Origin of the sequence: Hylemonella gracilis str. Niagara R (genome assembly GCF_000600295.1) — a bacterium.
GTDB classification, from domain to species: domain Bacteria; phylum Pseudomonadota; class Gammaproteobacteria; order Burkholderiales; family Burkholderiaceae_C; genus Hylemonella; species Hylemonella gracilis_A.
This window is the reverse complement of sequence record NZ_JEMG01000001.1, coordinates 2,887,828-2,914,797: the sequence shown is the minus strand read 5'-3', so window position 1 is coordinate 2,914,797 and position 26,970 is coordinate 2,887,828. Positions and strand designations below refer to the sequence as shown.

General features: G+C 63.7%; 25 protein-coding genes and 1 tRNA gene. 12 read left to right on the top strand and 14 right to left on the bottom strand.

Annotated elements, in window-relative coordinates:
- Window positions 1-199 precede the first annotated feature (199 nt).
- Window positions 200-2,254 carry a sodium-translocating pyrophosphatase gene (locus AZ34_RS13340; protein WP_035608859.1) on the bottom strand — a complete coding sequence of 685 codons (2,055 nt, stop codon included), beginning with the start codon at window positions 2,252-2,254 and terminating at the stop codon, window positions 200-202.
- Window positions 2,255-2,455: 201 nt separating this feature from the next.
- Between AZ34_RS13340 and ppa the strand changes: the two genes are divergently transcribed.
- The 3 genes from ppa to AZ34_RS18935 all read left to right on the top strand — a co-directional run bounded on the left by ppa (window position 2,456) and on the right by AZ34_RS18935 (window position 5,526).
- Entirely contained in the window at window positions 2,456-2,992 is a 537-nt protein-coding gene (gene ppa / locus AZ34_RS13335) for an inorganic diphosphatase (protein WP_035608857.1), read from the top strand.
- A gap of 118 nt (window positions 2,993-3,110) precedes the next feature.
- A complete protein-coding gene (locus AZ34_RS13330; RefSeq protein ID WP_035608855.1) occupies window positions 3,111-3,611 on the top strand; it encodes a chemotaxis protein CheW in 501 nt (166 codons plus the stop codon).
- A 196-nt stretch (window positions 3,612-3,807) separates the two neighbouring features.
- Window positions 3,808-5,526, top strand: a complete 1,719-nt coding sequence (locus AZ34_RS18935; protein WP_081767218.1) for a methyl-accepting chemotaxis protein — start codon at window positions 3,808-3,810, stop codon at window positions 5,524-5,526.
- 21 nt (window positions 5,527-5,547) lie between these two features.
- On the opposite strand, the gene AZ34_RS13320 is transcribed toward AZ34_RS18935, so the two are convergent.
- Complete coding sequence (locus AZ34_RS13320) at window positions 5,548-6,813, bottom strand: GNAT family N-acetyltransferase (protein WP_051509833.1); 1,266 nt, start codon at window positions 6,811-6,813, stop codon at window positions 5,548-5,550.
- 2 nt (window positions 6,814-6,815) lie between these two features.
- Here AZ34_RS13320 and AZ34_RS13315 point away from each other — a divergent pair, with 2 nt between their 5' ends.
- Together AZ34_RS13315 and AZ34_RS13310 are read left to right on the top strand one after the other, a co-directional pair.
- Entirely contained in the window at window positions 6,816-8,513 is a 1,698-nt protein-coding gene (locus AZ34_RS13315) for an NAD+ synthase (protein ID WP_035608848.1), read from the top strand.
- 40 nt (window positions 8,514-8,553) lie between these two features.
- Window positions 8,554-8,892, top strand: a complete 339-nt coding sequence (locus AZ34_RS13310; RefSeq protein WP_035608845.1) for a P-II family nitrogen regulator — start codon at window positions 8,554-8,556, stop codon at window positions 8,890-8,892.
- An 18-nt stretch (window positions 8,893-8,910) separates the two neighbouring features.
- On the opposite strand, the gene AZ34_RS13305 is transcribed toward AZ34_RS13310, so the two are convergent.
- From AZ34_RS13305 to AZ34_RS13295, 3 genes are read right to left on the bottom strand one after another with little or no spacing between them, the layout of a single operon-like run.
- Entirely contained in the window at window positions 8,911-9,531 is a 621-nt protein-coding gene (locus AZ34_RS13305) for a TIGR00730 family Rossman fold protein (RefSeq protein WP_035608842.1), read from the bottom strand.
- Window positions 9,532-9,560: 29 nt separating this feature from the next.
- Entirely contained in the window at window positions 9,561-9,968 is a 408-nt protein-coding gene (locus AZ34_RS13300; RefSeq protein ID WP_081767217.1) for a diacylglycerol kinase, read from the bottom strand.
- Window positions 9,965-10,516 (bottom strand): RDD family protein, encoded by a 552-nt coding sequence (locus AZ34_RS13295; protein WP_081767216.1) that lies wholly within the window; start codon window positions 10,514-10,516, stop codon window positions 9,965-9,967. Before AZ34_RS13295 ends, AZ34_RS13300 begins: the two co-directional genes overlap by 4 nt.
- A gap of 250 nt (window positions 10,517-10,766) precedes the next feature.
- Between AZ34_RS13295 and AZ34_RS13290 the strand changes: the two genes are divergently transcribed.
- The 6 genes from AZ34_RS13290 (at window position 10,767) to AZ34_RS13265 (ending at window position 18,414) form a co-directional block, all read left to right on the top strand.
- Window positions 10,767-12,542 (top strand): acetolactate synthase 3 catalytic subunit, encoded by a 1,776-nt coding sequence (locus tag AZ34_RS13290; RefSeq protein ID WP_035608834.1) that lies wholly within the window; start codon window positions 10,767-10,769, stop codon window positions 12,540-12,542.
- Window positions 12,543-12,662: 120 nt separating this feature from the next.
- Window positions 12,663-13,154 carry an acetolactate synthase small subunit gene (gene ilvN, locus AZ34_RS13285; protein ID WP_035608831.1) on the top strand — a complete coding sequence of 164 codons (492 nt, stop codon included), beginning with the start codon at window positions 12,663-12,665 and terminating at the stop codon, window positions 13,152-13,154.
- Window positions 13,155-13,205: 51 nt separating this feature from the next.
- On the top strand, window positions 13,206-14,228 hold the full coding sequence (ilvC, locus tag AZ34_RS13280; protein ID WP_269320455.1) for a ketol-acid reductoisomerase: 1,023 nt from the start codon (window positions 13,206-13,208) through the stop codon (window positions 14,226-14,228).
- Between the two features lie 154 nt (window positions 14,229-14,382).
- On the top strand, window positions 14,383-15,207 hold the full coding sequence (gene pssA / locus AZ34_RS13275; protein WP_035611748.1) for a CDP-diacylglycerol--serine O-phosphatidyltransferase: 825 nt from the start codon (window positions 14,383-14,385) through the stop codon (window positions 15,205-15,207).
- A 228-nt stretch (window positions 15,208-15,435) separates the two neighbouring features.
- Entirely contained in the window at window positions 15,436-17,127 is a 1,692-nt protein-coding gene (leuA, locus tag AZ34_RS13270) for a 2-isopropylmalate synthase (protein ID WP_035611746.1), read from the top strand.
- Window positions 17,128-17,385: 258 nt separating this feature from the next.
- Window positions 17,386-18,414 carry a serine hydrolase gene (locus AZ34_RS13265; protein WP_155831816.1) on the top strand — a complete coding sequence of 343 codons (1,029 nt, stop codon included), beginning with the start codon at window positions 17,386-17,388 and terminating at the stop codon, window positions 18,412-18,414.
- Between the two features lie 78 nt (window positions 18,415-18,492).
- Here AZ34_RS13265 and AZ34_RS13260 read toward each other — a convergent pair whose 3' ends face one another.
- The 3 genes from AZ34_RS13260 to aat all read right to left on the bottom strand — a co-directional run bounded on the left by AZ34_RS13260 (window position 18,493) and on the right by aat (window position 20,989).
- On the bottom strand, window positions 18,493-19,281 hold the full coding sequence (locus tag AZ34_RS13260; protein ID WP_035608823.1) for an IclR family transcriptional regulator: 789 nt from the start codon (window positions 19,279-19,281) through the stop codon (window positions 18,493-18,495).
- A gap of 147 nt (window positions 19,282-19,428) precedes the next feature.
- On the bottom strand, window positions 19,429-20,205 hold the full coding sequence (locus AZ34_RS13255; RefSeq protein ID WP_035608821.1) for an arginyltransferase: 777 nt from the start codon (window positions 20,203-20,205) through the stop codon (window positions 19,429-19,431).
- Window positions 20,206-20,224: 19 nt separating this feature from the next.
- Window positions 20,225-20,989 carry a leucyl/phenylalanyl-tRNA--protein transferase gene (gene aat / locus AZ34_RS13250; RefSeq protein ID WP_035608819.1) on the bottom strand — a complete coding sequence of 255 codons (765 nt, stop codon included), beginning with the start codon at window positions 20,987-20,989 and terminating at the stop codon, window positions 20,225-20,227.
- Window positions 20,990-21,061: 72 nt separating this feature from the next.
- Here aat and AZ34_RS13245 point away from each other — a divergent pair.
- Window positions 21,062-21,138, top strand: a tRNA-Pro gene (locus AZ34_RS13245).
- Window positions 21,139-21,294: 156 nt separating this feature from the next.
- On the opposite strand, the gene AZ34_RS13240 is transcribed toward AZ34_RS13245, so the two are convergent.
- The 6 genes from AZ34_RS13240 to AZ34_RS17675 all read right to left on the bottom strand — a co-directional run bounded on the left by AZ34_RS13240 (window position 21,295) and on the right by AZ34_RS17675 (window position 26,968).
- Entirely contained in the window at window positions 21,295-21,564 is a 270-nt protein-coding gene (locus tag AZ34_RS13240; RefSeq protein ID WP_035608817.1) for a hypothetical protein, read from the bottom strand.
- A gap of 53 nt (window positions 21,565-21,617) precedes the next feature.
- Window positions 21,618-22,166 (bottom strand): hypothetical protein, encoded by a 549-nt coding sequence (locus tag AZ34_RS13235; protein WP_035608814.1) that lies wholly within the window; start codon window positions 22,164-22,166, stop codon window positions 21,618-21,620.
- A gap of 265 nt (window positions 22,167-22,431) precedes the next feature.
- Window positions 22,432-23,217 carry a WecB/TagA/CpsF family glycosyltransferase gene (locus tag AZ34_RS13230; protein WP_035608811.1) on the bottom strand — a complete coding sequence of 262 codons (786 nt, stop codon included), beginning with the start codon at window positions 23,215-23,217 and terminating at the stop codon, window positions 22,432-22,434.
- Window positions 23,214-24,686, bottom strand: a complete 1,473-nt coding sequence (locus tag AZ34_RS13225; protein ID WP_051509829.1) for a lipopolysaccharide biosynthesis protein — start codon at window positions 24,684-24,686, stop codon at window positions 23,214-23,216. Before AZ34_RS13225 ends, AZ34_RS13230 begins: the two co-directional genes overlap by 4 nt.
- 27 nt (window positions 24,687-24,713) lie before the next feature.
- The gene (locus tag AZ34_RS13220) at window positions 24,714-25,922 is read right to left on the bottom strand and encodes a glycosyltransferase (RefSeq protein WP_081767215.1); all 1,209 of its coding nucleotides are present in this window, start codon (window positions 25,920-25,922) and stop codon (window positions 24,714-24,716) included.
- Window positions 25,919-26,968 carry an acyltransferase family protein gene (locus tag AZ34_RS17675; RefSeq protein ID WP_051509825.1) on the bottom strand — a complete coding sequence of 350 codons (1,050 nt, stop codon included), beginning with the start codon at window positions 26,966-26,968 and terminating at the stop codon, window positions 25,919-25,921. Before AZ34_RS17675 ends, AZ34_RS13220 begins: the two co-directional genes overlap by 4 nt.
- Window positions 26,969-26,970: the final 2 nt, after the last annotated feature.

Here is a 26,970-nt window from a genome sequence, read left to right as displayed (position 1 = left end):
CCTATTTTGCGACAAACGCCGTCCCCTGCACCCTGCTCCCTTTTTCGGCTGGGTTTCGACTTGAAAGAATTCCTTTTGTCGATCCGGTGGCGCCAGGGGCGGGGCGCCCCACCGGGGTCGCAGGGGAGGGGTTGCTTACCCTGTTGCCCTTGTCGGTCCGGCGCCTGCCCCGGCTGGGGCAGGCGATGCCCTGGCAGTGTCAGGCGTGGAACTGCACCACCAAGGGCACGATCAGCAGGGCCACGATGTTGATGATCTTGATCAGCGGGTTCACGGCGGGGCCGGCGGTGTCCTTATAGGGGTCGCCCACGGTGTCGCCCGTCACGGCGGCTTTGTGCGCTTCACTGCCCTTGCCACCGTGATGGCCTTCCTCGATGTATTTCTTGGCGTTGTCCCAGGCACCGCCACCCGTGCACATGGAAATCGCCACGAACAGGCCAGTGACGATGGTCCCCATGAGCAGACCGCCCAGGGCCGCCGGTCCGAGTACCAAGCCGACGACGATGGGCACGACCACCGGCAGCAGGCTCGGGATCATCATTTCTTTGATGGCCGCGCCGGTCAGCATGCTCACCGCCGCGCCATAGTCAGGCTTTCCGGTGCCGTCCATGATGCCCTTGATATCGCGGAACTGGCGCCGCACTTCAACGACGACCGCGCCTGCCGCGCGGCCCACGGCTTCCATGGCCATGGCGCCGAACAGGTAGGGAATCAGGCCGCCGATGATGAGGCCGATGATGACCAACGGGTCCGACAGGTCGAACTTGACGCTCTGGCCCAGGGCGTCGAGCTTGTGCGTGTAATCGGCGAACAGGACCAGCGAGGCCAGACCTGCCGAACCGATGGCGTAACCCTTGGTCACGGCCTTGGTTGTATTGCCCACGGCGTCCAGCGGATCGGTGACCGCGCGAACGCTGTCGGGCAGATTGGCCATTTCGGCGATGCCGCCCGCGTTGTCGGTGATGGGGCCGTAGGCGTCCAGCGCCACCACGATGCCTGCCATCGAGAGCATGGCCATGGCGGCCACGGCCACGCCGTAGAGGCCTGCCAGTGCATACGACACCCAGATCGCCGCGCAGACAAAAATCACCGGCCAGGCCGTGGAGCGCATGGACACGCCCAGGCCCGCGATGATGTTGGTGCCGTGACCGGTGGTGGAGGCTTGTGCGATGTGCCGCACGGGGCTGTATTGCGTGCCGGTGTAGAACTCGGTGATCCAGACCAGCAGGCCAGTGAGCGCCAGGCCCACGACGCAGGCGCCGAAGAGCCTCATCTGCGCACCCGTGCCACCCAGTGCGTTGTCTGGAATCAGCCATTGGGTGACGAAGAAGAAGGCGATCAGCGAGAGCAGGCCCGCGACGACCAGGCCCTTGTAGAGCGCGGGCATCACATTCTTCATGCCGGGTTTGGCCTTGACGAAGAAGCAGCCGATGATGGAAGCGATGATGGACACCGCGCCCAGGGCCAGCGGGTAGAGCACCGCGTTGAGTGGTGCGGCCGTCACCAGCAGCGCGCCCAGCACCATGCTGGCGATGAGCGTGACGGCATAGGTTTCGAACAGATCGGCGGCCATGCCGGCGCAGTCACCCACGTTGTCGGCGATCACCGCCGGGTTGCGCGGGTCATCCTCGGGGATGCCGGCTTCGACTTTACCCACCAGATCCGCGCCCACGTCCGCGCCCTTGGTGAAGATGCCACCACCCAGTCGCGCGAAGATGGAAATCAGCGAGGAACCAAAGGCGAAGCCGATCAGGGGGTTGAGCAACTGGGCCAGGGACTGCCCTTGCACGGGCGCGCCATCACCTACCAGAAACCAGTAGAAGGCCGTCACGCCCAGCAGACCCAGGCCCACGACCAGCATGCCGGTGATCGCGCCGCCGCGGAAGGCCACGTCCAGCGCCGGGCCGATGCCTTGCGTCGCGGCCTGGGCCGTGCGTACATTGGCCCGCACCGAGACGTTCATGCCTATGAAACCGCAGGCGCCCGACAGCACCGCACCGACGACAAAACCGACGGCGGTGCTCATGTCCAGGAAGAGGGCGATCAGCACGGTCAGCACCGCGCCGACGACGGCGATGGTCTTGTACTGTTTCGCGAGGTAGGCCGCCGCGCCGGCCTGGATGGCGGCAGCGATCTCTTGCATGCGGGGATTGCCGGGGTCCTTGCCGAGGATCCAGCTGCGGGCCCAGATGCCGTAAGCCACGGCGATCAGGCCGCAGACGAGCGCCAGAATCAGTGCGCTGTTGCCAGTCATGTCGAACTCCTCTGTGTGTTGTGGATGGACGCGTGAGGGGCGGCAACGCAAGGCGGGGCCGCCGCTGCGTTGCTTCCTCGCCGCGCCGCCACCCAGAGGTTGGGGCAGGACGATTGGCCAACGCGGTCATTCTGGGGGGCGGAGTGCGCCGCTAGAATCGGGGTTAGTCCTGACGCAACCCAAGCAAATTCAAAGGAAATCATGGCTCTCGACAACGTCCCCGCCGGCAAGAACGTTCCCGAAACCTTCAACGTGGTCATCGAAATCCCGATGAACGGTGACCCCATCAAGTACGAAGTGGACAAGGAAACCGGCGCGATATTCGTGGACCGCTTCATGAGCACGTCCATGCACTACCCCACGAACTACGGTTACGTGCCCCAGACCCTCTCGGGCGATGGTGATCCGGTGGACGTGCTGGTGATCACGCCCGTGCCGCTGATTCCCGGGGTCGTGGTGCCTTGCCGTGCCATCGGCATCTTGAACATGGAGGACGAAGCCGGCGTGGATGGCAAGGTGTTGGCCGTGCCGACGGACAAAATCCTGTCGCTCTACACCCAGTGGCAGAAACCCGAGGACATGAACCCCATGCGCCTCAAGACCATCGAACACTTCTTCGAGCATTACAAAGATCTCGAAAAGGGCAAATGGGTCAAGGTGCTGGGCTGGGAAGGCCCCGAGGCCGCCAAGAAGGAAATCATGGACGGAGTCGCCGCTTACCAGAAGACTCTGGCCTGACGTCGGGGCGCGGGACACCGCGACGGCGCGGTGGCGTGTATCATGGCCGAGTCACTGTTTCGGTTTTCCGTTTGCTTCCCTCATTGCGGCGTGCTGCGCCTGCCCAGGAGCCTCCATCATGTCCCTCAGCGAAACCCAGACCCACATCGGCGCCATCGCTTCCGCGACTTCCGGCCAGTACCTGACCCTGCGCCTTGGTGACGAGGACTACGCCATCGACATCCTGCGCGTCCAGGAAATCCGTTCCTACGAGGAGCCCACGCGCATGGTCAACGCGCCCGCCTACGTCAAGGGCGTGGTCAACCTGCGCGGGGTCATCGTGCCCATCATCGACCTGCGCATGAAATTGCAGCTCGACAAGGTGGCGTACAACGAATTCACGGTGGTCATCATCCTGAACGTGCGCGGTACTGTGATCGGCGTGGTGGTCGATTCGGTGTCCGACGTGGTGACGCTCTCGGCCGACCAAATTTCCCCCGCGCCGCAATTCGACACCACGCTGGACGCCCGCTTCATCACGGGCCTGTCCAACGTGGGCGATCGCATGCTCATCATCATGAACATGGAAGCCCTGATGGGCAGCGCCGAAATGGGCTTGCTGTCCTCTGTGTCGGGCTGATTGGCCGCGCTAGCGCGTGACAGGCCAGGGCGCTGACAGGCGCCCTTTTTTACACTTTTCTTCGCGGGGTGTCCGCTGGCGGGGGCCATGCATGATTTCTGGCCCTTTTTTTGCATGATGCAGATGACCGAGCTCAGGAGCTGCACTGCCGAGGCGCAGTACGGTCCGATATGTGGCAAGGTGCGGGTGATAGACCATGAAACGAAGCAAGAAAACAAGTATTCCCAGTTTCGGTTCGCGCATGTCCATCGGCACGCGCTTGGGCTTGGCCTTTGCGCTGCTGCTATTGATCACCGCGACGGTGGCCTGCGTCGGCATCTGGCGCTTGAACACGCTCAAGAACGCCAGTGAGAAAGTGGTGGCGCTGGAGATGCGTCGTAGCCTGCTCGCCGAGCGTTGGGGCGCGCAGATCGAGTTGAACTGGACTCGTGCCGAAGCGGCGCTCAAGACGAACAACGGCTACTTCCGGGACCAGCTTCAGGATGCCATCAACGCCACGTCCAAGTCCATCACAGCGGATCAGCAAGAACTCGAGCAATTGTTGGCTGGCGACGCGCAGGGACAGGCCTTGCTGCGCGACGTAGCTCGCCGGCGCACCGAATACGTCAATGCCCGCGCCGAACTGATTCGGCAGCAGCAGGCGGGCAAGGACGTGCTGATCACGATTGACAGCGAATTGGAACCGTTGGCGGCGCTTTACTTGCGCGACGCGCGCAAGGTGGCCAAGTACACCGGCCAGATGCTGATGGATTCGCAGACCGAGGCCCAGGCGACCGCGAGGCAAAGCCAGATCATGCAGATCATCGGTGCGGTGACCGCCATCCTGGCGGGCATGGTGCTGGCGACCATGGCGACGCGTTCCATCGTGCGTCCCGTGCGTCGTGCCTACGAGGTGACGCAGCGCATCGCCGAAGGCGATCTGCGCCTGGATGACCGCCAGCGCGCGGCGCTGCTCGTGGGTAGTGACGGTCAGCGGCAGAACCAGGTCAGTAGCGCGGACGAAGTGACGCATTTGCTGCGTGCCCTGCTGCGCATGCAGCAGAATCTCTCGGGCATCGTCGGGCGGGTGCGGCTGGGCAGTGAATCGGTTTCGGTTGCCAGCGTCGAGATCGCCCAGGGCAACCAGGATTTGAGCGCGCGCACCGAAAACCAGGCCGCCGCGCTGGAGCAGACGGCGGCTTCCATGGAAGAACTCGGCAGCACCGTCAAACAGAACGCGGCCAACGCCCAGCAGGCCAATCAGCTCGCGCGCAGCGCTTCCAACGTGGCGGTGCAGGGCGGCGAGGTCGTGGCCCAGGTCGTGGACACCATGAAGGGCATCAGCGAGAGTTCCCGCAGGATTTCTGACATCATCAACGTGATCGACGGTATTGCCTTCCAGACCAACATCCTCGCGCTGAACGCGGCGGTGGAGGCCGCGCGCGCGGGCGAGCAGGGTCGCGGTTTTGCCGTGGTGGCCAGCGAGGTGCGTGCGCTGGCGGGCCGCAGCGCCGAGGCCGCCAAGGAGATCAAGGGACTGATCACCGACAGCGTTCAGCGCGTCGAGCAGGGCACGGCTCTGGCTGACAAGGCCGGCGGCACCATGACCGACGTGGTCGCCAGCATCCAGCGGGTGAGCGCCATCATGGCCGAGATCAGCGAGGCCAGCAGCGAGCAGACGGCGGGCGTGACCCAGGTGGGCGAGGCCGTCGCCAACATGGACCAGACCACGCAGCAGAATGCCGCGCTGGTGGAGGAAATGGCCACGGCGGCCAGCAACCTCAAGACCCAGGCCCAGGAACTGGTTGATCTGGTCGCCGTGTTCCAGGTTGAAGGGACCCAGCAGTCGGAAGCCTTGGCGACGCGGGGCGACATGGCGCCAGCTGCCCTGCCGCCTGCGGTACAAGCGTCCTTGGCCATGGCGGTTCCAGCCTGAGGTGGGCGCGCGGCTCGGTGTTTAACTGTCCTGCCGCAGCGGGGAATGCTGCGTAAGTTCGTCGAGGTAACGGTCGATGTGCTCGCCTTCAACCTCCAGGAATTGCTGGACCGCGCGCGCGAAGTCTGGCTGGGCCAGCCAATGGGCGCTGCTGGTCTGCACCGGCAGCAAGGCCCGCGCAAGCTTGTGCTCACCTTGCGCGCCACCTTCAAAGCGTTGCATGCGGTGGGCGATGCACCATTCCAGCGGCGCGTAATAACAAGCCTCGAAATGCAGGCAATCCACCCGTTCCAACGCACCCCAGTAACGTCCCCAGGCGACCGCGCGGGTGGCGGATGAAGTTGTCGCCCTACCGGTTTCCCGTGTGTTTCCTGCTGCGGGCCCGTCTTCGTCCGGCACCTCGCCCAGCGCGATCAGGCTGCTGGCGATGGCTTGCCCGTCTCGTTCGGCCAGGAACAGCAGCCAGTTCTCGGCCTGTTCCTCTGCGATCTTTGTGAAGAAGTCGCGCTGCAGATAGGGCGGGTTGCCGTGTTCCAGATAGGTGCGTTCGTAACAACGGTAGAAGAAGTCCCAGTCCTGCGGCCCGATCTCCTGGCCCCGCAAGGGCCTCAAGGTCACGCCAGCCGAGCGGACCTTGCGCCGTTCCTGGCGGATCTTCTTGCGCTTGTCCTGGCTCAGCGTGGCGAGGAAGTCCTCAAAATCGGTGTAAGGCCGTTGCGTGCGATTGCGCCAGTGGAACTGGACGGTGTGGCGCAACATCAGCCCGGCGCCTTGCGCCGCAGACAAGTCGGCTTCGCCGCCGAAGAGCAGGTGCAGCGAAGACAAGCCAAGGTCGCTGCATGTTTGGAGCAAACGTTCGAGCAGTGCTTGGCGGGAGCTGGCATCGCGCGCCAGCAGTCGGCTGCCCGGCGTGGGCGTGAAGGGCACGGCCACCACACCCTTGGGAAAATAGGCCAGTCCATGGCGGTGGTGGGCATCGGCCCAGGCCCAGTCGAAGACGTATTCGCCGCGTGAGTGGCTTTTCAGGTACAGCGGGCAGGCGGCCTGCAATTGTCCCGTGTGGTCATGCAGGGTGAGGAAACGAGGTGTCCAGCCCGTGGCTGTCGTGGCGCTGCCGCTGGCGGTCAACGCGGCCAGATACTCGTGCCGCATGAAGGGCGTGGGGTGGTCCTGTTGGGCCAGCAGCGCGTTCCAGGCCTCGGCGTCGACAGTGCTCAGGTCGTCGTGGACCTGGGTGACATAATCGTCCACGCCCACCACGATCCGCTTCTCTTTCGAGCTTTCCATTTATGTCTTTGCGTCTTGGCGTTGCCCAGTACAACTTTGTCGTCGGTGATCTGGCGGGCAACGCGCAAAAAATCATAACGACTGCGCGACAGGCCTGCACGCAAGGGGTGCATTTGCTGCTGACGCCCGAGTTGGCCATCTGTGGTTACGCGGCGGAAGATCTGCTGTTGCGCCCGTCCTTCATCGCCGCCTGCGACGAGGCCGTCCAGACCGTGGCGCGCGAGCTGGCGGACCTGCCCCAGTTGACGGTGGTGGTGGGGCATCCTGCGGCAACCGACCGCGGAGGCTGGCGTACCCGGTCTGTCATGCGCCCGGGGCGCTACAACGCGGCCAGCGTGCTGCGCGAGGGGCAGGTCATCGCCCGATACGCCAAGCGCGAGTTGCCCAACTACCAAGTGTTCGACGAGCGTCGCTACTTTGAACCGGGAGACTCTACCTGCGTCTTTGACGTGGAGACCGACGCAGGCATGACCCGGGTCGGACTGCTGATCTGCGAGGATGCCTGGTTCGACACACCCGCGCGCGAAACACGCGCAGCCGGTGCCGAATTGCTGGCAGTGATCAACGCCTCGCCTTTTCACGCCGGCAAGGGTGGCGAGCGCGAGCTCATGATGACCGAGCGGGTGCGGGATTGTGGCCTGCCCCTGGTCTACGCCCACTTGGTGGGCGGGCAGGATGAAGTGGTGTTCGAGGGGCATTCATTTGCACTGCAAGCGCCTGTGGATGGCGAGGTCGTGCTGGCCGCGCGGGCGCCCAGTTTCGTCGAAGATCTGTTTGTGGTGGAAACGCGGCGCACGGCCGAGGGGCTGCGGCTCAGCGGTCCTGTCGCGCCCGAGCGAGACCGCGACGCCGACCTCTGGGACGCCTTGGTGCTGGGTGTGCGGGACTACGTGGGCAAGAATGGTTTTCCCGGCGCCATCATTGGTTTGTCTGGTGGCATCGATTCTGCCCTGGTGTTGGCGATCGCGGTGGATGCGCTGGGTTCCGACAAGGTGCGTGCCGTCATGATGCCTTCGCCCTACACGGCCGACATCAGCTGGATCGACGCGCGCGACATGGCCACGCGTCTTGGGGTGCGCTACGACGAGATTTCCATCGTGCCCGAGTTCGAGGCCTTCAAGGCTTCGCTGGCCTCGGAGTTCGCTGGCCTGCCCGAGGACACCACGGAAGAGAACATCCAGGCCCGCATCCGTGGCACGCTGCTGATGGCACTGTCCAACAAGAGCGGGCGCATCGTGCTGACCACGGGCAACAAGAGCGAGATGGCCACCGGCTACTGCACGCTCTACGGTGACATGGCCGGGGGTTTTGCCGTCATCAAGGATGTGCTGAAGACCACGGTGTTCCGCCTCGCGCGCTGGCGCAATGCGCACGATCCCTACGGCACTGGTGCGAGTCCGATTCCCGAACGCATCATCACGCGCCCTCCCAGTGCCGAGCTGCGCCCGGACCAGACCGACCAGGACAGCTTGCCGCCTTACGAGGTGCTGGACGCCATCGTCGAGCGCTACATGGAGAACGACGACAGCGTCGAGACCATCGTGGCTGCGGGGTACGCGCGCGCCGATGTGGAGCGCGTCACGCGCCTCTTGCGGCTCAATGAGTACAAGCGGCGCCAGGCCCCCGTGGGCATCCGGGTTACTCACCGTGGTTTCGGCAAGGATTGGCGCTACCCTATCACCAACAAATTCCGGGCTTGAGCCCGGAATCCAGAATTGAAATCAAGAAAGAGAGACTGAGATGAAACTGATCACCGCCATCATCAAACCTTTCCGCGTCGAGGAAGTGCGCGAGGCCTTGGCCGCCTGCGGCGTGACTGGACTGACCGTGACGGAAGTCAAGGGTTTTGGCCGTCAGAAGGGACACACCGAGGTCTACCGCGGCGCCGAGTACGCGGTGGACTTCCTGCCCAAGGTCAAGATCGAAGCCGTGGTTCCGGCGGTGATCGTCGATCAGTGCATCGACGCCATCGTCAAGGTCGCGCGCACGGGCAAGATCGGCGACGGCAAGATTTTCGTGACCTCGGTCGAGCGGGTGGTGCGCATCCGCACGGGTGAACAGGATCAAGCGGCGATCTGACGACGTGTGTCGCCAGTCTCAGATCAGGCGACTCAGTTCCTCGCTATCCTGGCTCCAGCCCGCCGCCTGGATCAGACGGCGCAGCAGGGCTTCGGCGTCATCGCCGTTCTCCACCACGGCACCACTGTCGAGCAGGCTCATCTGTCGTTCATCCATCAACTGCTGTGTCACGCAGTGCTGCAAAAACGATAGCAGACCATCGTAGTAGCCGTGTGCGTTGAGGATGCCGACGGGCTTGTCGTGGTAACCCAACTGGCGCCAGGTCCAGACCTCGAACAGTTCCTCGAAGGTGCCGATGCCACCCGGCAGGGCGAGGAAGGCGTCGCTGCGCTCGGCCATCAAACGCTTGCGTTCGTGCATGGTGGGCACGATGTGCAGCTCGGTGCAGTCGGTGTAGGCCCATTCGCGCTCCACCAGCATCTCGGGGATGATGCCGACCACGCGGCCACCGGCCTGCAGCGTGGCCTCGGCCACCGCGCCCATCAGTCCGGCGCGGCCACCACCATAGACCAGTTGCCCGCCGTGGCGGCCAATCCAGCGACCCACGGTGCGGGCCAGATCGGCTTGGCGCGGATCGGCGCCCGGGCGTGAGCCGCAATAGACGCACAAGGAAAAACGGGGGGCTGGCGTGGAAATCATGTGGGAGGAATGTCGGGAGTGGCGGGCGGTCAGCCTGCGAAGCGGTGCCAGAGCGCCGCTGCCCAGATGCCGGCGCACAGCAGCAGAGCCAGCAGCACTGCGGCGCTGCCCATGTCCTTGGCGCGCTTGGACAGGTCGTGCCATTCCGGTCCGATGCGGTCGATGGCGGTTTCGATCCCGGTGTTGAGCAACTCCACGATCATGAGGAGTACGACGCTGCCAGCCAAGAGGGCCACCTGTTCCCAGCCCTGACCCAGCCAGAACGCCAGCGGCAACAGCACCAGGGCCGCGATGACTTCCTGCCGGAAGGCGGTTTCCTTCCAGCCCGCGCGCAGGCCCTCGAAGGAATATCCCAGCGCATGCACCATGCGGTTGAGACCGGTGCGGCGTTTCTGTGGGTTAACGGAGTCCGGGGCCTGCGGCGCGGGTGGGTTCATGGCTGCGGTTCCCGAGGGCGTGCGTCCACCAGCTGCGTGCCTGCGAGCACATCGTGCCAGAACTGGCGTCGGGGGTGAAAGCGGGCGAGCAAGGCCCAGACCAATATCCAGCCGATCAGCAGCACCGAGGTTTCACCCGCCCCCAGGTGAAAGGGTGCGATCAGTGCCAGCGGCGGAAGGAACCACAGCCAGGACAGCAGATAGCGCAGCAGGGCACGCGGCTGTGTGAGTTGCCGGCCCTGCAAGTCGGTGACCCGGATGTGCCAGGTTTTCATGGCCAGGGTCTGTCCCTTGCTCCAGAACCAAGTGAAATAGATGCCCAGCACCAGGAAGAGGAAGGCCATCAGCGCATGCCGACCGGCGAGCGCGTGACGCTGCTGGGTGAGTGAGGAAAATAGGTAGCCGGCAATGAAGATCACGCCGAACAGCAGCATGCCTTCGTAAAGCCAGCAGGCCATGCGGCGCATCAGGCCGGGCGTTGCGGCGGGGCTGGAAGTAGGGGGGGCGGGGGAGGGCGATGCCGCGGCGGGATGCTGGGGATGGGTCATGCGGTCTGCACAGAGCTGTGGCGCGATTATCTCAGTCGCCGAAGCCCGGTCCATCGAATTTGCCATGGGCCGTCCGGGCAATGCCATAATCCATGCTGCTCATTCAAATCATCCGATTGGCAAACGGGTCACAGTCCGGCGCGGTTATCCAATGCGCCCATGGCTTTGGCCTCAAGTTCCGACGCGGTGCCACAAGCGCTGGCGAAGGAGCACCCCAGGTTTTTCGTCAGAGAAATACTCGAGGTTCATCATGGAAATTTCCAAAGCTGAAATCGCCTCCGCCGCTGCTGCGGCCGAAGGCACGACCGAAGATCTGCGCGGCGCGGAGATACTTGTCAAGGCGCTCCAGGCTGAGAACGTGAAATATGTCTGGGGCTACCCAGGCGGCGCGGTTCTTCACATCTACGACGCGTTCTACAAGCAAGACAGCATCCAGCACATCCTGGTGCGTCACGAACAGGCTGCCGTGCATGCCGCCGACGGCTATGCGCGGGCGACTGGCGACATCGGCGTGGCGCTCGTCACCTCGGGCCCCGGCGTGACCAATGCGGTGACTGGCATCGCGACGGCCTACATGGACAGCATCCCCATGGTCATCATCACGGGCCAGGTGCCGACCGCGGCCATTGGTCTGGATGCTTTCCAGGAGTGCGACACCGTGGGCATTACCCGTCCCATCGTCAAGCACAACTTCCTGGTCAAGGACGCCAATGATTTGGCCGACACCCTGAAGAAGGCCTTCCATATCGCCCGCAGCGGCCGCCCCGGCCCCGTGGTGGTGGACATCCCGAAGGATGTGTCGTTCAAGAAAGTCCCTTACAAGGGCTATCCCGAGAGCGTGCATATGCGCTCCTACAACCCGGTGCGCAAGGGGCACGCGGGTCAGATTCGCAAGGCCCTGCAACTGCTGCTGACCGCCAAGCGTCCTTATATCTACACCGGGGGTGGCGTGTTGCTGGGCAATGCGGTGCCCGAACTGCGCGAGTTGGTGGATCTGTTGGGCTACCCCGTGACCAACACACTGATGGGCCTGGGCGCCTATCCCGCGACCGACCGCAAATTCCTGGGCATGCTGGGCATGCATGGCACCTGGGAAGCGAACAACGCCATGCAGAACTGCGACGTGCTGCTGGCCGTGGGCGCGCGCTTCGACGACCGCGTGATCGGCAACCCCAAGCATTTCGCCTCGGTGGACCGCAAGATCATCCACATCGACATCGACCCGTCGAGCATCTCCAAACGCGTCAAGGTGGACGTGCCCATCGTCGGTGATGTGAAGGACGTGCTGTCCGAAATGCTGGTGGCCATCAAGGAAAGCCCGCTGCGCCCCGAGGCGGGCGCGCTGCAGGCCTGGTGGGACAGCATCGAGGGGTGGCGAGCCCGCGACTGCCTGAAGTACGACCGAGGCAATCAGGACGTCATCAAGCCGCAGTTCGTGATCGAGACGCTGTGGAACATGACCAAGGACGCGGATGCCTACGTCACTTCCGACGTGGGGCAGCACCAGATGTGGGCCGCGCAGTACTACCGATTCAACCAACCTCGGCGCTGGATCAATTCCGGTGGCCTGGGTACCATGGGCGTGGGGATTCCCTATGCCATGGGCATCAAGCTGGCCAAGCCCGAGAGTGAAGTGTTCTGCGTCACGGGCGAAGGCTCGGTGCAGATGTGCATCCAGGAGCTGGCCACCTGCCGCCAGTACGACACGCCCATCAAGATCCTCTCGCTGAACAACCGTTACCTGGGCATGGTGCGCCAGTGGCAGGAGATCGAGTACTCGGGTCGCTACAGCCACAGCTACATGGACTCCCTGCCTGACTTCGTGAAGCTGGCCGAGGCCTATGGTCATGTAGGCTTGCTGATCGAGAAACCGTCCGACGTGGAAGGCGCGCTGCGCGAGGCGCGCAGGCTGAAGGACCGCACGGTCTTCCTCGACTTCCGCACCGACCCCACCGAGAACGTGTTCCCGATGGTGCAGGCGGGCAAGGGCATCACCGAGATGCTGCTGGGCGCCGAGGATCTCTGATCCTTCACGCGGGCCCTGGTCTGCCTGGGCCTGCTTCCTTTCAACCCTGGACGAATCTATTGACCACCGAGCCTGCTGCTTACCGGCAGCAGGGGAGGGTGGCAAAAAGAGGAATCGCAAATGAAACACATCATCGCTGTGCTGCTGGAAAACGAACCCGGCGCACTGTCCCGCGTCGTGGGCCTGTTCTCGGCCCGCGGCTACAACATCGAGTCGCTGACCGTCGCCCCCACTGAGGATGCCTCGCTCTCGCGCATGACGATCCAGACCACCGGCTCGGACGAGGTGATCGAGCAGATCACCAAGCACCTGAACCGGCTGATCGAGGTCGTGAAGGTGGTTGACCTCACCGAAGGCAGCTACATCGAGCGCGAGCTCATGATGGTCAAGGTGCGCGCCGTGGGCAAGGAGCGCGAAGAGATGAAACGCACCGCCGACATCTTCCGCGGGCGCATCATCGACGTGACCGACAAAAGCTACACCATCGAGCTGACCGGCGACCAAAGCAAGAACGACGCCTTCCTTGAAGCCATCGACCGCAGCGCGATCCTCGAGACCGTGCGCACGGGCAGCAGCGGCGTCGGTCGTGGCGAGCGCATCCTGCGCGTCTAGCCCGCGCATACTGTTTTTATCCCACCCCTATTTCACATTTTCCACAGGAGCATCAAAGTGAAAGTTTTCTACGACAAAGATTGTGATCTGAGCCTCATCAAGGGCAAGACCGTCGCCATCATCGGCTATGGCTCGCAAGGCCATGCGCACGCGCAGAACCTCAACGACAGCGGCGTCAAGGTCGTCGTCGGCCTGCGCAAAGGTGGCGCCTCCTGGGACAAGGTCGGCAAGGCCGGTCTGAACGTGATGGAAGTGAACGACGCGGTCAAGGCCGCCGACGTGGTGATGATCCTGCTGCCCGACGAGCAGATCGCCGAGGTCTACAAGAACAACGTCGAGCCGAACATCAAGAAGGGTGCCTCCCTGGCCTTCGCCCACGGCTTCAACGTGCACTACAACCAGGTCGTGCCGCGCGCCGATCTGGACGTGTGGATGGTCGCGCCCAAGGCCCCCGGCCACACGGTGCGCTCCACCTACACCCAGGGCGGCGGCGTTCCCCATCTGGTGGCCGTGCACCAGGACAAAAGTGGCAAGGCGCGTGACCTCGCGCTGAGCTACGCGATGGCCAACGGCGGCGGCAAGGCCGGCATCATCGAGACCAATTTCAAGGAAGAGACCGAGACCGACCTGTTCGGCGAGCAGGCCGTGCTCTGCGGCGGCGCTGTCGAGCTGATCAAGATGGGTTACGAAACCCTGGTCGAGGCCGGGTACGCGCCTGAAATGGCTTACTTCGAGTGCCTGCACGAGTTGAAGCTCATCGTGGACCTGATCTACGAAGGTGGCATCGCGAACATGAACTACTCGATCTCCAATAACGCGGAGTTCGGTGAGTACGTGACCGGCCCCGAGGTGATCAACGAGACCTCGCGCGCGGCCATGCGCAATGCCTTGAAGCGCATCCAGAACGGTGACTACGCCAAGATGTTCATTCAGGAAGGCCGTTTGAACTACCCGTCGATGACGGCTCGCCGCCGCAACACGGCAGACCACAGCATCGAGAAGGTGGGGGGGCAGTTGCGTGCCATGATGCCCTGGATCGCCAAGAACAAGTTGGTGGATCAGTCCCGCAACTGACGAGTTCGCGAGGCGCAGGCCCGGATCTGCCCTCGCTGCTGGCTTTTTTGCAACAAGGCTGCCTCGGGCAGCCTTGTTGCCTTTCAGGGCTTGCATGGGGTGACGAAGCGCTCGCTTACACTTGCGCTCCATGCAAAACGACGCGCAGGACGATATGGTCGACAACAATGAGCGGGTGGCGGCCCCGCTACCCAAAAGTAAGAACAAGGGCATCTACATGCTGCCCAATCTGGTCACGCTGGCCGCTTTGTTTGGCGGTTTCTACGCCATCGTGATGGCGATGAATGACCGCTTTGGCCTGGCGGTCATCGGCATCTTCTGCGCCATGGTGCTCGATGGCTTGGACGGTCGCGTGGCACGCATGACCAATTCCCAGAGCGCCTTCGGTGAGCAGATGGATTCTCTCTCGGACATGGTGTCTTTTGGGGTCGCGCCCGCGCTGGTGGCTTATGCCTGGGCTTTGAAAGACGTGGGGCGCTGGGGCTGGATGGCCGCCTTCGTCTATTGCGCCTGCGCGGCCTTGCGGCTGGCGCGTTTCAATGTCAACACGGCTGTGGTGGACAAGCGTTATTTCCAGGGTTTGCCTTCGCCCGCAGCGGCTGCGCTGCTGACCGGCTTCATCTGGATCATGATCGAATGGGACATCAGCCCGGACGAAACGCGGGCGGTTTGCTGGTTCGTCTTCGCGCTGGCGCTGTATGCCGGTCTGACCATGGTGAGCAATGTGCCCTTCTACAGCTTCAAGGACATCGGCTTCAGAAAGAGCGTGCCCTTCGCGGCCGTGATCCTGATCGTGCTGATCTACGCGCTGATCACCATCGACCCGGCCACGGTGCTGTTCGGCATCTTCGCGCTCTACGGCGTGAGTGGTTACGTGGTGTACGGCTGGCGCAGGCTCAAGGGACAACGCGTGAGCGTGATCAGCACCTCGATCGACGAGCCGGAGGAGAGCGGCCTGCATCCTGACCGAGAGCGGTGAATTTACCCCCCGGCCTCGTGTTTTGTGCTAAATTCACAGCCATGAACTTCCTGGCGCTAGCCCTACTGATCTCCTCCCTCCACGGGCGGCTACGGTAGCGCACGCGCACTCCCTACACCTCAAGGCCCGTATGCACCTGCAGCGGGCCTTTGTGTTTTGGAATGTTCGAACTAGCCGCAGGTGTCCATCAACGACTGAATGAACAACTGCTGGAGATCCACGATGACGATGTTGAAGAATCCCGCCGCCAAATACCGCGCCTTCGCGCCGATCGGCCTCAAAGACCGCACCTGGCCCGACGCGGTGCTGACCCAGCCTCCCGTGTGGTGCAGTGTCGACCTGCGCGACGGCAACCAAGCGCTGATCGAGCCCATGGACATTCCGCGCAAGCTCAAGATGTTCCAGACCCTGGTGGACATCGGCTTCAAGGAAATCGAAGTCGGTTTTCCCTCGGCCTCGCAGATCGAATACGACTTCGTGCGCAAGCTGATCGAGGACCGACTCATTCCCGATGACGTGACCATCCAGGTGCTCACGCAGGCGCGCGAGCACCTGATCCGTCGCACATTTGAGTCGCTGCAGGGCGCCAAGCGCGCCATCGTCCATCTGTACAACGCCACCGCGCCTGTCATGCGCAAGGTGGTGCTGGGGCTGAGCGAGGACGGCATCGTCGAGCTGGCCGTGACGAATGCCAAGCTGTTCAAGCAGATCGCGGCCGAGCATCCCGAAACCCAGTGGACCTTCGAATATTCACCGGAGATGTTCTCCGGCACCGAGCTGCCTTTCGCCAAGCGTGTCGTCGACGCGGTCACCGAGGTCTGGCAACCGACGCCGCAGCGCAAGTGCATCATCAATCTGCCCTCGACGGTGGAGCATTCCACGCCCAACATCTTCGCGGACATGGTGGAGTGGATGCACCGCAACTTGGCGCGGCGCGACAGCATCGTGCTGTCCATCCATCCGCACAATGACCGCGGCACTGGCACGGCGGCCGGTGAACTGGCCATCATGGCCGGCGGAGATCGCCTCGAAGGTTGCCTCTTCGGCAATGGGGAACGCACGGGCAACCTCGATCTGGTCAACGTTGCGCTCAACCTGTACACGCAGGGTGTGAACCCGGGGCTGGATTTTTCCGACATCGACGAAATCCGCCGTGTGGTGGAGCATTGCAACCAATTGCCCGTGCATCCTCGTCATCCCTACGTGGGCGAACTCGTCTACACCTCCTTTTCGGGCTCGCACCAGGACGCGATCAAGAAAGCCTTCGCGGCGCGCAAGGAGGGCGATGTCTGGGTCATGCCTTACCTGCCGATCGACCCCAAGGACCTTGGGCGCAGCTACGAGGCCGTGATCCGTGTCAACAGCCAGTCCGGCAAGGGCGGCATTGCCTACCTGCTGGAAAGTGAATATGGCCTGGAGTTGCCGCGCCGGCTGCAGATCGAGTTCAGTCAGGTGGTGCAGGCCGTGATGGACGCCAGTGGCAAGGAACTGAGCGCACGGGACATCCACGGGGTCTTCCTGCGCGAGTACGGTTTGAACGAAGTCGCCGCGCCGCGCTACCGCGCACAGGAAGAGGGCGAGAACGCCGCTGGCCTGCGCATGACGACCTTGCAAGCCGACGTCGTGCTGGAGGGCAAGACCCTGGCCATCGAAGGCGCTGGCAATGGGCCCATCGAGGCCTTTGTCGAGGGGCTGGCCGCAGCCGTGGGCGAATCCGTGCGCGTGTTGGACTACCACGAGCATGCCGTGGGCTCGGGCGCCAACGCCCAGGCCATCGCCTATCTGGAGTTGCGCGTGGGCGAGCGCACGCTGTTCGGTGTTGGCATGGACGCCAACATCGTTTCCGCCTCGCTCAAGGCGATTGTCTCGGGCTTGCTCCGAGCCCGGCGCGGGACTGAACAGGTGGCGGCCTCCGCTTGAACCAGGCCATGCCAGTGGTCTAGAACCCTGGCCTTTGGGATGAAGCCTCGAAAAGCCAGGTTTCATCCCTTTGTTTTTACCGTAACAGAACGTTAGAAAATGCGTCCAAGTGATTGATTGGCAATGATATTTTCTGTATAACCGTGCACCAATTGGTGTCATCCGTCGAACGATGACAGCGTGTATTGCCTGAGCCAACGTGCTGGTTGCGCGGAAATGTCATCCTTTTTCACCTCATCGTCGCTGAAAACTGCGGGTATGGCCCGCAGTTTTGTATTCCGCGCTCACTGTTCATCACTGTTGTTGCTTGTGCTGGCATTGCCTTTGCAGGGCTTGGCAGCTTCGGGCAACGTCCAGCTTTCCGCTTCCGAGCCCCGTCGCGTGGTCAAAGCGCAAGCGACCAGCGTGAAGCCGGCCCCGAAACGTCAGGCCGCACGCCGCGTGATCATTCCCGCCAAACCTTCGGTGGGCATGCAGGCGGGCCTGCATCGTGTGAATGACCCCCTTTCCCTGCGCTCCAGCGTGGCCTATGTGATTGATCAGGACACGCAGGAAGTGCTGTTCAGCAAGAACGAGGAGGCCGTGTTGCCCATCGCCTCGCTGACCAAGCTGATGACCACGCTGCTCATCAGCGAGGCCGAATTGCCGCTGGACGAGCCCGTCGCCATCACCCAGGATGACGTGGACACGGAGAAGAACAGTGTCTCCCGCCTGCGCGTGGGCACGGTGCTGAGCCGGGGTGAGCTGCTGCACCTGGCCTTGATGGCCAGTGAGAACCGGGCCGCCAACGCGCTGGGACGCACCTATCCCGGGGGCATGGACATTTTTGTCACCATGATGAATGCCAAGGCCCAATTGCTGGGCATGCAGGACACCCGCTTTGCCGAACCGACGGGGCTGTCCAGTCGTAACCAGTCCAGCGCACGGGATCTGGCCTTGCTCGTCGCCGCTGCCTCGGCCGATCCGATGCTGCGCGAGTTTTCCACCACCCGTGCCTACCAGGTGGCCGTGGGACGGCGCAAAATGATGTTCGCCAACACCAACCGGCTGGTGCTGAACCAGCGCTGGGACATCGGCCTGCAGAAAACCGGTTACATCAGCGAAGCCGGGCAATGCCTCGTGATGCAGGCCAACGTGGCCGGACGCAAGCTCATCATGGTCTTCCTGGACTCGGTGGGTAAGCTCAGCCGCCTGGGCGACGCCGAGCGCGTGCGCCGCTGGGTGGAATCCAATGAGGCCAAGCAGGCGGGGGGTGACTCGCTGTTGGACTTGGCCAGCAAGACCTGAGACGGTCCCGGCCGTCCAGGGCAGCTAAGCCCGCCCAGCTTGTCTTGCGCCAGCGCGTCGGGCTCAGGCTCAGGCTCCTCAGGGGGTGTTCGGGCCGTGGTAGCCCAGCATGCGCGAAATCTCGTTCGCGACGCCCTGCAGTTTCACGGCCCATTCCTTGTCCAATCGTCCGGTGGGCGCGGAGATCGACAGGCCTGCAACCAGCTTGCCCTGGTCATCATGGATACCGGCGGCCAAGCAATGCACGCCCAGCTCCAGCTCCTCGTCGTCGTGTGAGATGCCCGATTGGCGGATTTTCATCAATTCCCGTTCCAGCACGGGCAGTTGCGTGATGCTGTTCTTGGTGTGACCAGCCAGCCCGGTGCGCGTGGCGTAGGCACGCACGCGCTGCGGGTCGTCTGCCGCCAGAAACAGCTTGCCGACAGACGTCAGATGCAGCGGTGCCCGCCCGCCCACGGCGCGGATCACCTGCATGCCCGAGCGTTCGCTGTAGGCCCGTTCGATGTAGACGATCTCGTCACCCTGGCGCAGGCTCAGGTTCACTGGTTGCTGAATCTGGCGATGCAGCTCGCGCATGGGTGCGATCGCCGCGTCCCGTACGTTCAGGCGGGCCTTGACCAGGTTGCCCAATTCCAGCAGGCGCATGCCCAGCCGATAGCTGCCGGGCTGGGGGCGGTCGACGAAACGGCCCGTGGCCAGGTCATTCAGGATCCGGTGGGCCGTCGAGGGATGCAAGCCTGTCTTTTCGCTGATTTCCTTCAGCGAAATCGCGTCTTCGCGTGAAGCCAGTACATCCATGAGCGTGAACATGCGTTCAATCACCTGCACGGTTGGCGTGCTGATGGCGTCCGGGTCTTTTTTTCTCATCGGGCTGCTCTCCTGCAATACGCGTTTCAAACTCAAGCCTATTTTACGCCTTGAAATTGTTTGGTTCGCAGGAATTGCTGCGGCGCACAAAAAAGTGTGTGCCGAAATGCCCACGCTCGGGGTGGCCGTGCACCCGCATGCACGGGCTCAGGACGTCATCGCACTGTCGGCCTTGGCGCCATCCCGCCACTGCCCTCGCACCAGCAGTTCGTGCGGCAGGAAGCGGGCCTTGTAATTCATCTTGGGGCTGTGCTGAATCCAGTAGCCCAAGTAGACATAAGGCAGGCCCAGTTGGCGGGCCTGCTCAATCTGCCACAGCACGTTATAAGTGCCATAGCTGGCGCTGCGTGCGCCGGACGGCGGGTCCGGCTCGTAGAAGGTGTAGACGGCGGACAGGCCGTCGTCCAGCACGTCCAGCACGGACACCATGCGCAAGGCACCGGGCGCGCCGTCTTGTTCCGGTTCCCGGAATTCCACCAGCCGCGAATTGACCCGGCTTTGAAGCAGGAATTGCGTGTACTGGTCGATGCTGTCCTGGTCCATGCCGCCGCCCGCGTGTCGGCCGTTTTGATAGCGCAGGTACAGTTGGTAATGCTCGGGGCTGAAGGCCAGACGCGTGATCTGAACCTGAAGTGTCGCGTGCCGGTTCCAGGCCCGGCGCTGGCTGCGGTTGGGCACGAAATCCGCCGCCCGCACCCGCAGGGGCACGCAGGCCTGGCAGCCGTCGCAATGCGGGCGGTAGGTGAACATGCCGCTGCGGCGGAAGCCCTGGGCCACCAGCCCGGTGTAGATGCTGGTGTTGATCAGGTGGCTGGGCGTGGCCACCTGCGAGCGGGCTTGCCGGCCTTCCAGGTAGCTGCACGGGTAGGGCGCCGTGGCGTAGAACTGCAGGTGCTGGAGCGGCAGGTCTTGGAGGTGCGTCATGGACGGACGGCGCGCGGTGTCAGGGGCGGACGATGGCGTCAGGCAGGAGTTCGTTCCAGTATAGAGGCTGGAATTGCCAGTGTGGCGCGGGGAGATCGCGCGCGCCGGCCAGGTGCCGCAGGAAGTCGGCCCGCGGGACTTCACGCGCGCCGAGCGATGCCAGGTGCGCCGTGTTCTGCTGGCAGTCGACCAGGCGGATCTCGTGAACCCGACAGAAGGCCACCAGTGCCGACAGCGCGATCTTGGATGCGTCCGTGGCACGCGCGAACATGGATTCGCCATACACCGCGCGCCCCAGGGACACGCAGTACAGTCCGCCCAGTAACTCGCCGGCTACCCAGGTTTCGATGCTGTGCGCATGACCCGCGCGATGCAGGTCGGCGTAGGCGCGCCGCATGGCCGGCGTGATCCAGGTGCCGTCCTGACCCCGTCGCGCGCTACCGGCGCAAGCGGCCACCACCTCGTCGAAGGCGGTGTTGACGCGGATCTCGCATTCCGGGGCGTGGATGAAGCGCTGCAGGGTTTTGCGCAGTGATCGGTGCAGGCGGAAATGCGGGATCTCAAGCACCATGCGCGGGTCCGTGCTCCACCAGAGGATGGGCTGGCCCGGGCTGAACCAGGGAAAAATGCCCTGCGCGTAGGCACGCCGCAGGGTGTGCACGTCCAGCTGGCCGCCAGCGGCCAGCAGGCCAGGTGCGTCCGAGCCTGGCCCCCAGGCTTGTTCAACCGGCGGAAAATCTTCGCCGGGCTCCAGCCAGGGCAGGTGAAAGGGGCGCGCATGCATGCATGAAACTGTAGCGTAAGCGTCCTGATGCACCGATACCTGGCCGCCAGCCCGGTAGAATACGCAGTTCGTCGGGGCGTAGCGCAGCCTGGTAGCGCATCTGCTTTGGGAGCAGAGGGTCGTACGTTCGAATCGTATCGCCCCGACCATCATCACCAGGACGCGTGCCATACATTCCGTAGCATGCGTCAGCCCCCGGCTGACGGCTGTTTTCAGGCCGCTGGCCGATGGGGCCCACTTCGTGTTCCGAAGTCAACGGCCCCGGGCAGTTCTCGTAGACCCTGCGCCTGGGCATTTCCCGGGATTCATGACCGCGATCGCGTCACCATCATCAGAAGTGCGCCGAGCAGCGCGCCCGTCGCTGCGGCAATCAGCACCGATTTGACCGGTTCCTTGCGGATGTACTCCACGGTGACTTGATTGGCATTGCTCGCCTGGTCGAGCAGTTTCTTGCCCGCGCCCTGAACGGCATCGAGCCCCTGGAGAAGCAGCGCACTGACTTTTTCGGAGGTCTGGGCAAGCATGGGCGTGGTGTCGTGGGCGTGGTTGTCGCTGTTGCCCGTGAGTGAGTTCATGATTTTTCCTTTGTACATGTCGATGAAGGGTGTAGTGGTGGAGGGGGCGTGGTTTACTTTTTCCCGAACCGGGTTTCGGCGTCACTCAGGCACTTGTCCTTGCTGACATCGGAAAAGGCATCGCACATTTCCTTGGCAACCTGGAACTGCGCGTCAGACTTGTCTTCGGCGGCTTCCTTGCGCGCGGCGCTTGTTTTTTTCTGGACCTTGGCGTCCGCCTTGGCGGTGATTTCCGCGGCCTTGGCCTCCTTGACGCAGATGTCCTGCAGATTGCCTGCCTTGTCGTCACAGCGTTCCTTGGCGACGCTGTATTCGGATTCGGCCTTCTGGATCAGGACCTTGCTGTGATTGGCCCGGGTCGGTTTGTTGCGGTACTCCAGCTCGGCCTTGGCCACCTTTTCCTTGCCCTCGGCCTCTGCCTTGCAGATGTCGGCCGCATTGCCTGACAGGGGTTTGCAGGCTTCCTTCGCGGTGAGGTGATCGGCCGCGATCTTTTCCTTGTCCATCTTGTAATCGGCCTGGGGCAGCGCTTGGGCCATGGCCCCCGCGCTGAGTGTCATCCCCACGATGAGGGACAGGTAGTGACGTCGGAAGGCGCGCATAAGGATTCCTTGGTGTGGTGAAAATGAAGTCGTACATCCTCCGGGACTGGAGCAGGCCGTCAGCTCGGTACCCTGACCATGTGCCTCGGCTTGTGATCACCGATTCAGGGACTGAACATTGAAGCGTAGTGCTGTGATCGGGCCAGGTCTGTTTGGTGTCGCACGCTGGCGCGGAAAGATGGCTCGCTTGCACCGGCATGTGATGGGCATCGCTTTTGACGGCGGTGCACGCAGCGCAGGCGCGGACCTTCAGGCTTTCCGGGCTTCAGGCCGGGCCCTGTCTTTCCGCGGGATTGCCGATGTGCCAGCGCGGATAACGACGACAGAGCGCAAAGAAGCTCAGCAGATCCAGGGTGTAGCGCCGTGCCAGGCGCCGGGGCTCCTGGCTGAAGCGGTACAGCCACTCGCAGCGGATCCGCTGGACCCAGCGTGGCGCGCGCTTGACATGTTGGCCGAGAAAGTCGAACAGGGCCCCCACGTTGATGAAGAGGGAGGCCTGCAGGCCGGCCAGGTTGTCGCGCACCCACGCCTCCTGCAAGGGGTTGCCGAGGCCGACAAGCACCACATCCGCGCCCGAATCATTGATCATCCTGCGCAATTCGGCGGGCTGGACAGGGGTGTAGCCATCGTGGAAGCCGACGACGGCATGGTGGCTGGCACGGGCAATGACCTCAGCGGCCCGACCGATGACCTCGGGTTTGCCACCGAAGAGGAAGAGCCTGCAAGGCGACTGCAGGGTCTGGAGCAGGTAGGGAATGAAGTCCGTCCCATTCAGATTCTCCTGGTACATCTGACCGTACTGGAGGTAGGCGGCGAGGTCGACGCCGATGCCGTCATTGACCAAGATCACTTCCTGCGAACAGAGCCAGCCGCGCAGGTGCTGGCAGCGCATCACGAGATTCGTGTTGGCAAAAGCCAGCACTGTTTTCTGCTGGGTCTTCAGGCGCTGGTCCAGCAGTTTGCCCAGCGCGTCCCTGCCGATGGACAGGATGGGGTAGCCCGCCAAGGGCAGGTTCAAGCCGGATTCAATGCGGGGGGTAGACGGTGTCATGGTGGATTCCCGGGAGTAGGCGGGGCGATCCGCCCCAGCTGCAGCAGATCCTTGAATGCGTTGTGACTTGCCGGACTGGCGTGGGTGACCCAGGTGTGGACCAGCCCATAGACGAGGGCGCCGGACACGACCAGGCCCATCAGGCTGATGAGGCTGGGGGCAGTCAGGTGGACGCCGCCGAGCAACAGTGCCCCCATGGCCGCGGTGGCCAGGGCGGGGGCCTTCAGCGTGCGTGCGAGGCTGGAGAAGCCGGACTGCATGTGATGCAGTGCCCGCCATTGAGACCAGGGCCAGACCAGGGCGCTGGCCAGCACGAAACCTCCGGCGATCCAGCGCAGGTCGCCCTGCGCCAGGAGTCCGGCAAACAGCAGGGCGAAGAGGATTTGCAAGGTGGTCCGCAGCAGCGGGGCAGAGCGTTCCCCGACGGCGAACAGCAGGTAGTCATTGATCTGGTTGGCCGCCAGCAAGAGGTGCAGCACCGACAGCAGGGCGATGACCGGGGCCGCCTGCGCCCAGGCCGGACCGAAGAAGATGGCGATCATCGGTTCGGCCAGCACGCTCATGCCGGCATACAGTGGCGCCATCAACAGAAAGGTGAGGCCCAGAATGCGGGTGTAGGCCAGCCGCAAGGCCGTGGCCTGGTGCTGGGCCGTGGCGAAGGCGGGCAGGGCCAGTTTGAGCAGGGAACTCCCGATGACCAGATAGACGGTCGAGGTCAGGCGCTTGGCAAAGCTGTAGAGGCCGGTGGCATGCGCGCCCAACAGCAGGCTGACGATCACGGTGTCGCCCTGGTTGGACAGGAAGCTGAACAGTCCGGTCAGGCCTACCCGCGAGGCATCGGGAGAAAACACCCGCGCGGCCAGGCCTCGCCAGACCCACCGGGGGCGCCATGGGGATTGCACGACCAGCAGCAGCAGCGCCGTTGCGCTGGTGACCAGCTGCTGGACCAACAGGGCCCAGACGCCGTGGCCCTGCAAGGCGAGCACGATGCCCAGGCCACCGCCCAGGGTGACCGACACCATGGCACGCAGGGCCAGCGGGCGGAATTCCATCGCCCGGATCAACCGCACCTCATAGACCGCCGAGGCGCCGGTGAGCAGCACGACCAGGCTCATCCACGACACCACCGCCGCCAGTTCGGGCTGGCTGTAGAAGCGGGCGATGAACGGCGCCGCGACCAGCATCAGGCCGCACAGCAGGAGCGAGCTCAGCACACAGGCGCTGAAGGCCGAGTCGTAGAGCGCGTCCGATGGGAGTGGGCCGCGGGCGACCGGATGCACGATGGCGTCCAGCAGCGTCTGACGGACCAGGGACACGATCAGGTGCGAGATCGCCATCAGGCCGAAATCCTCGGGCATGACGAGTCGCGCCAGCACCAGGAACACCGCGAAGGACAGGACTTGCTGGGTCAGGTTGTCCAGCACGGACCAGAGGGCACCCGAGCCGAGCGTGGGGAGGTGCCTGGCCATCGTTGTCGCTTTAGGGTCGCGCGCGGCTCAGGCCAGTTGAGGGCCGTGAAACCGGTGCACGGTGGTGGTCAGGAACTCATCCATGGACGCGGCGATGTCTTCGATGTCAAACGCGGATGAACTCCGCAAGGCGTTGAGGGCCAGGGCGTAGCGGCCGGGCTCGTCGGGTTCGATCACGTCCCTGAGCAGGCGCGCCAGCGCCACTGCGTCGCCGGATGCGAAGGTGAGCCCGTTGACTCGGTCCTGAATGCTCTCGGCCATGCCGCCCGAGCGCGCGCAGATGACGGGGATGCCGTACGCCAGCGCCTCGACCACGATGCGGCCGAAAGGCTCTTTCCAGCGCGAGGGCACCACCAGCACGTCAAACAGGGGATAGGCTTTTTCCGGTGAGGTCCAGCCCAGGAAGCGGACATCGGCCTCGCCGAAGGCTTGCTGGAGTTGGGCGACGTAGCCTTCATCCTCGCCCGTGCCGCCGATGCGGAACTGGAACCGTGCATCCCGCCCCAGGGCGCTGGCGGCGGCGGCCAGCACATCGACGCCCTTGTGCGGTGCCAGCACGCCCATGTAGCCGACGACCAGCGGTCCGCTGCGGCGTTTGGGCGTCCGTCCGGGGATGGGGAACACCGGCCCCGGTATGACCGCCGAGCGCGCATGCTTGAAGTACCCGCGCTTCAGATGTTCCTGCAGCACGAAGCGGGTCTCGCCGAACACGCCGTCGACGAGGGAAGACAGCGACTTCTTCCCAACCGAGAAGACCTTGCAGCTCGTGCATGTTCCAGCGCAGTCCTTGCCGTTCCTGAACAGGCTGCCCCGCCAGCACAGCAGGAAGTAGCTCTGGATCACATGCACGATGGGGGTGTCATGCAGGCGTGCGAGCAGCCAGGTGGCGACATTGGTGTTTTCGACGCTGACCGTCACCACGAGGTCAGGCTTGAAGGCCTGGATGTGCGGGCGCAGCCTGAAGTAAGCCAGCGGATTGAAGTTCTCCAGCGCATGCCACAGCAGCTTGAGCCAGGCGGCTCTTTGCGTGTGCAGGTAGTCCCAGTAGACATTGGGCGAGCGGATCAGGTGGACCGGGATGCCCTGGTAGCTTTCCAGCGCCTGCCGCTCACCGACGCTGACCACCCGCACTTCATGTCCCCGTGCCAGCAGGCAGCGAGCGATCATGTAGGAGCCAGTGGGGCCTCCGCCCTTGCCGCGGGGAGGGAAAGCCGCGCAGACGAGCAGTATTTTCATGACAGGCGCAGCAGGCGCGTCAGCGCCTGTCTCGTGGTTCTCTGTAAAGGGATTTCGATGTACTTCGAGGCCACCATGGGCAAGGCGATGGCGAATGCCGTCAGTGGCAGCCAGGCCAGGTGAAAGGCGTCGGGAGCGAGCCGCAGCAGGCGCAGGCCGAAATGGAACACCAGGGCGTGCATGAGGTAGATGGAAAAACTGGCGTGCCCGATGGATCGCATCCACCGCGAGGCAAAGGCTTGGCGGGTCCAAGCCGAATTCAAGGACAGCAGGTAGACGCCCAGCGCGAAGATCAGGCCCAGCTCGGTGGCGTCGTACATCGCGGCCTGCGAGTTGTAGAGCCAGAGCGGGGCCAGCACCAGGCCCAGTGCGCCGATCTGCAGCACGGCCAGCGTGGTCCGGTCCGTCGGGCTGTTCCAGCGATGGCGTGGCAGCAGGCCGGCGAGCGAACCGGCGAGGAAGAAGTGGAGCTTGTGGGGCAGCGCCAGGCCAGGCCAGTGCGCATGCGTGAGCAGCAGCGCCGCACTCAGCAGGGCCAGCAGAGGCAGGGCAAATGCGTGCTGCTGATGCCTGGCCAGGGACCACCAGAGCAGGGGGAAGAAGAGGTAATACTGGATTTCCGGCGGGATGGACCAGAACACATAACTGCTGCCGCCAAACAGATAGTGGCGGGTGATCTGCTCCAGCCCCTGGATCCGCATGGAAAAATCCGTCTGGGGTTCAAGGTAGGAGATGGCCACGCACAGGCTGACCACCAGCCAGTAGATCGGCGCGATGCGCGAGAAGCGGGCGACGCCATAACGGCAGACGGCGGCCAGATTCCAGGCCGATTTGGCGTAGAGATGGCTCATCAGGAAACCGCTCAGTACAAAAAACAGCGCAACGCCGACGGCACCCAGCGTGGGTGGTTTGCCTGGCCAGGGCACATGCGAGACCACCACCAGTAGGCAGGCCACGGCCCGGATGCCATCGAGGTTGGGCAGGATGACCGGTGGGTTGTGTTGCACCAGGGGCGGGGGCGTGCGGATGAAGGGGTCGGCGTACATGC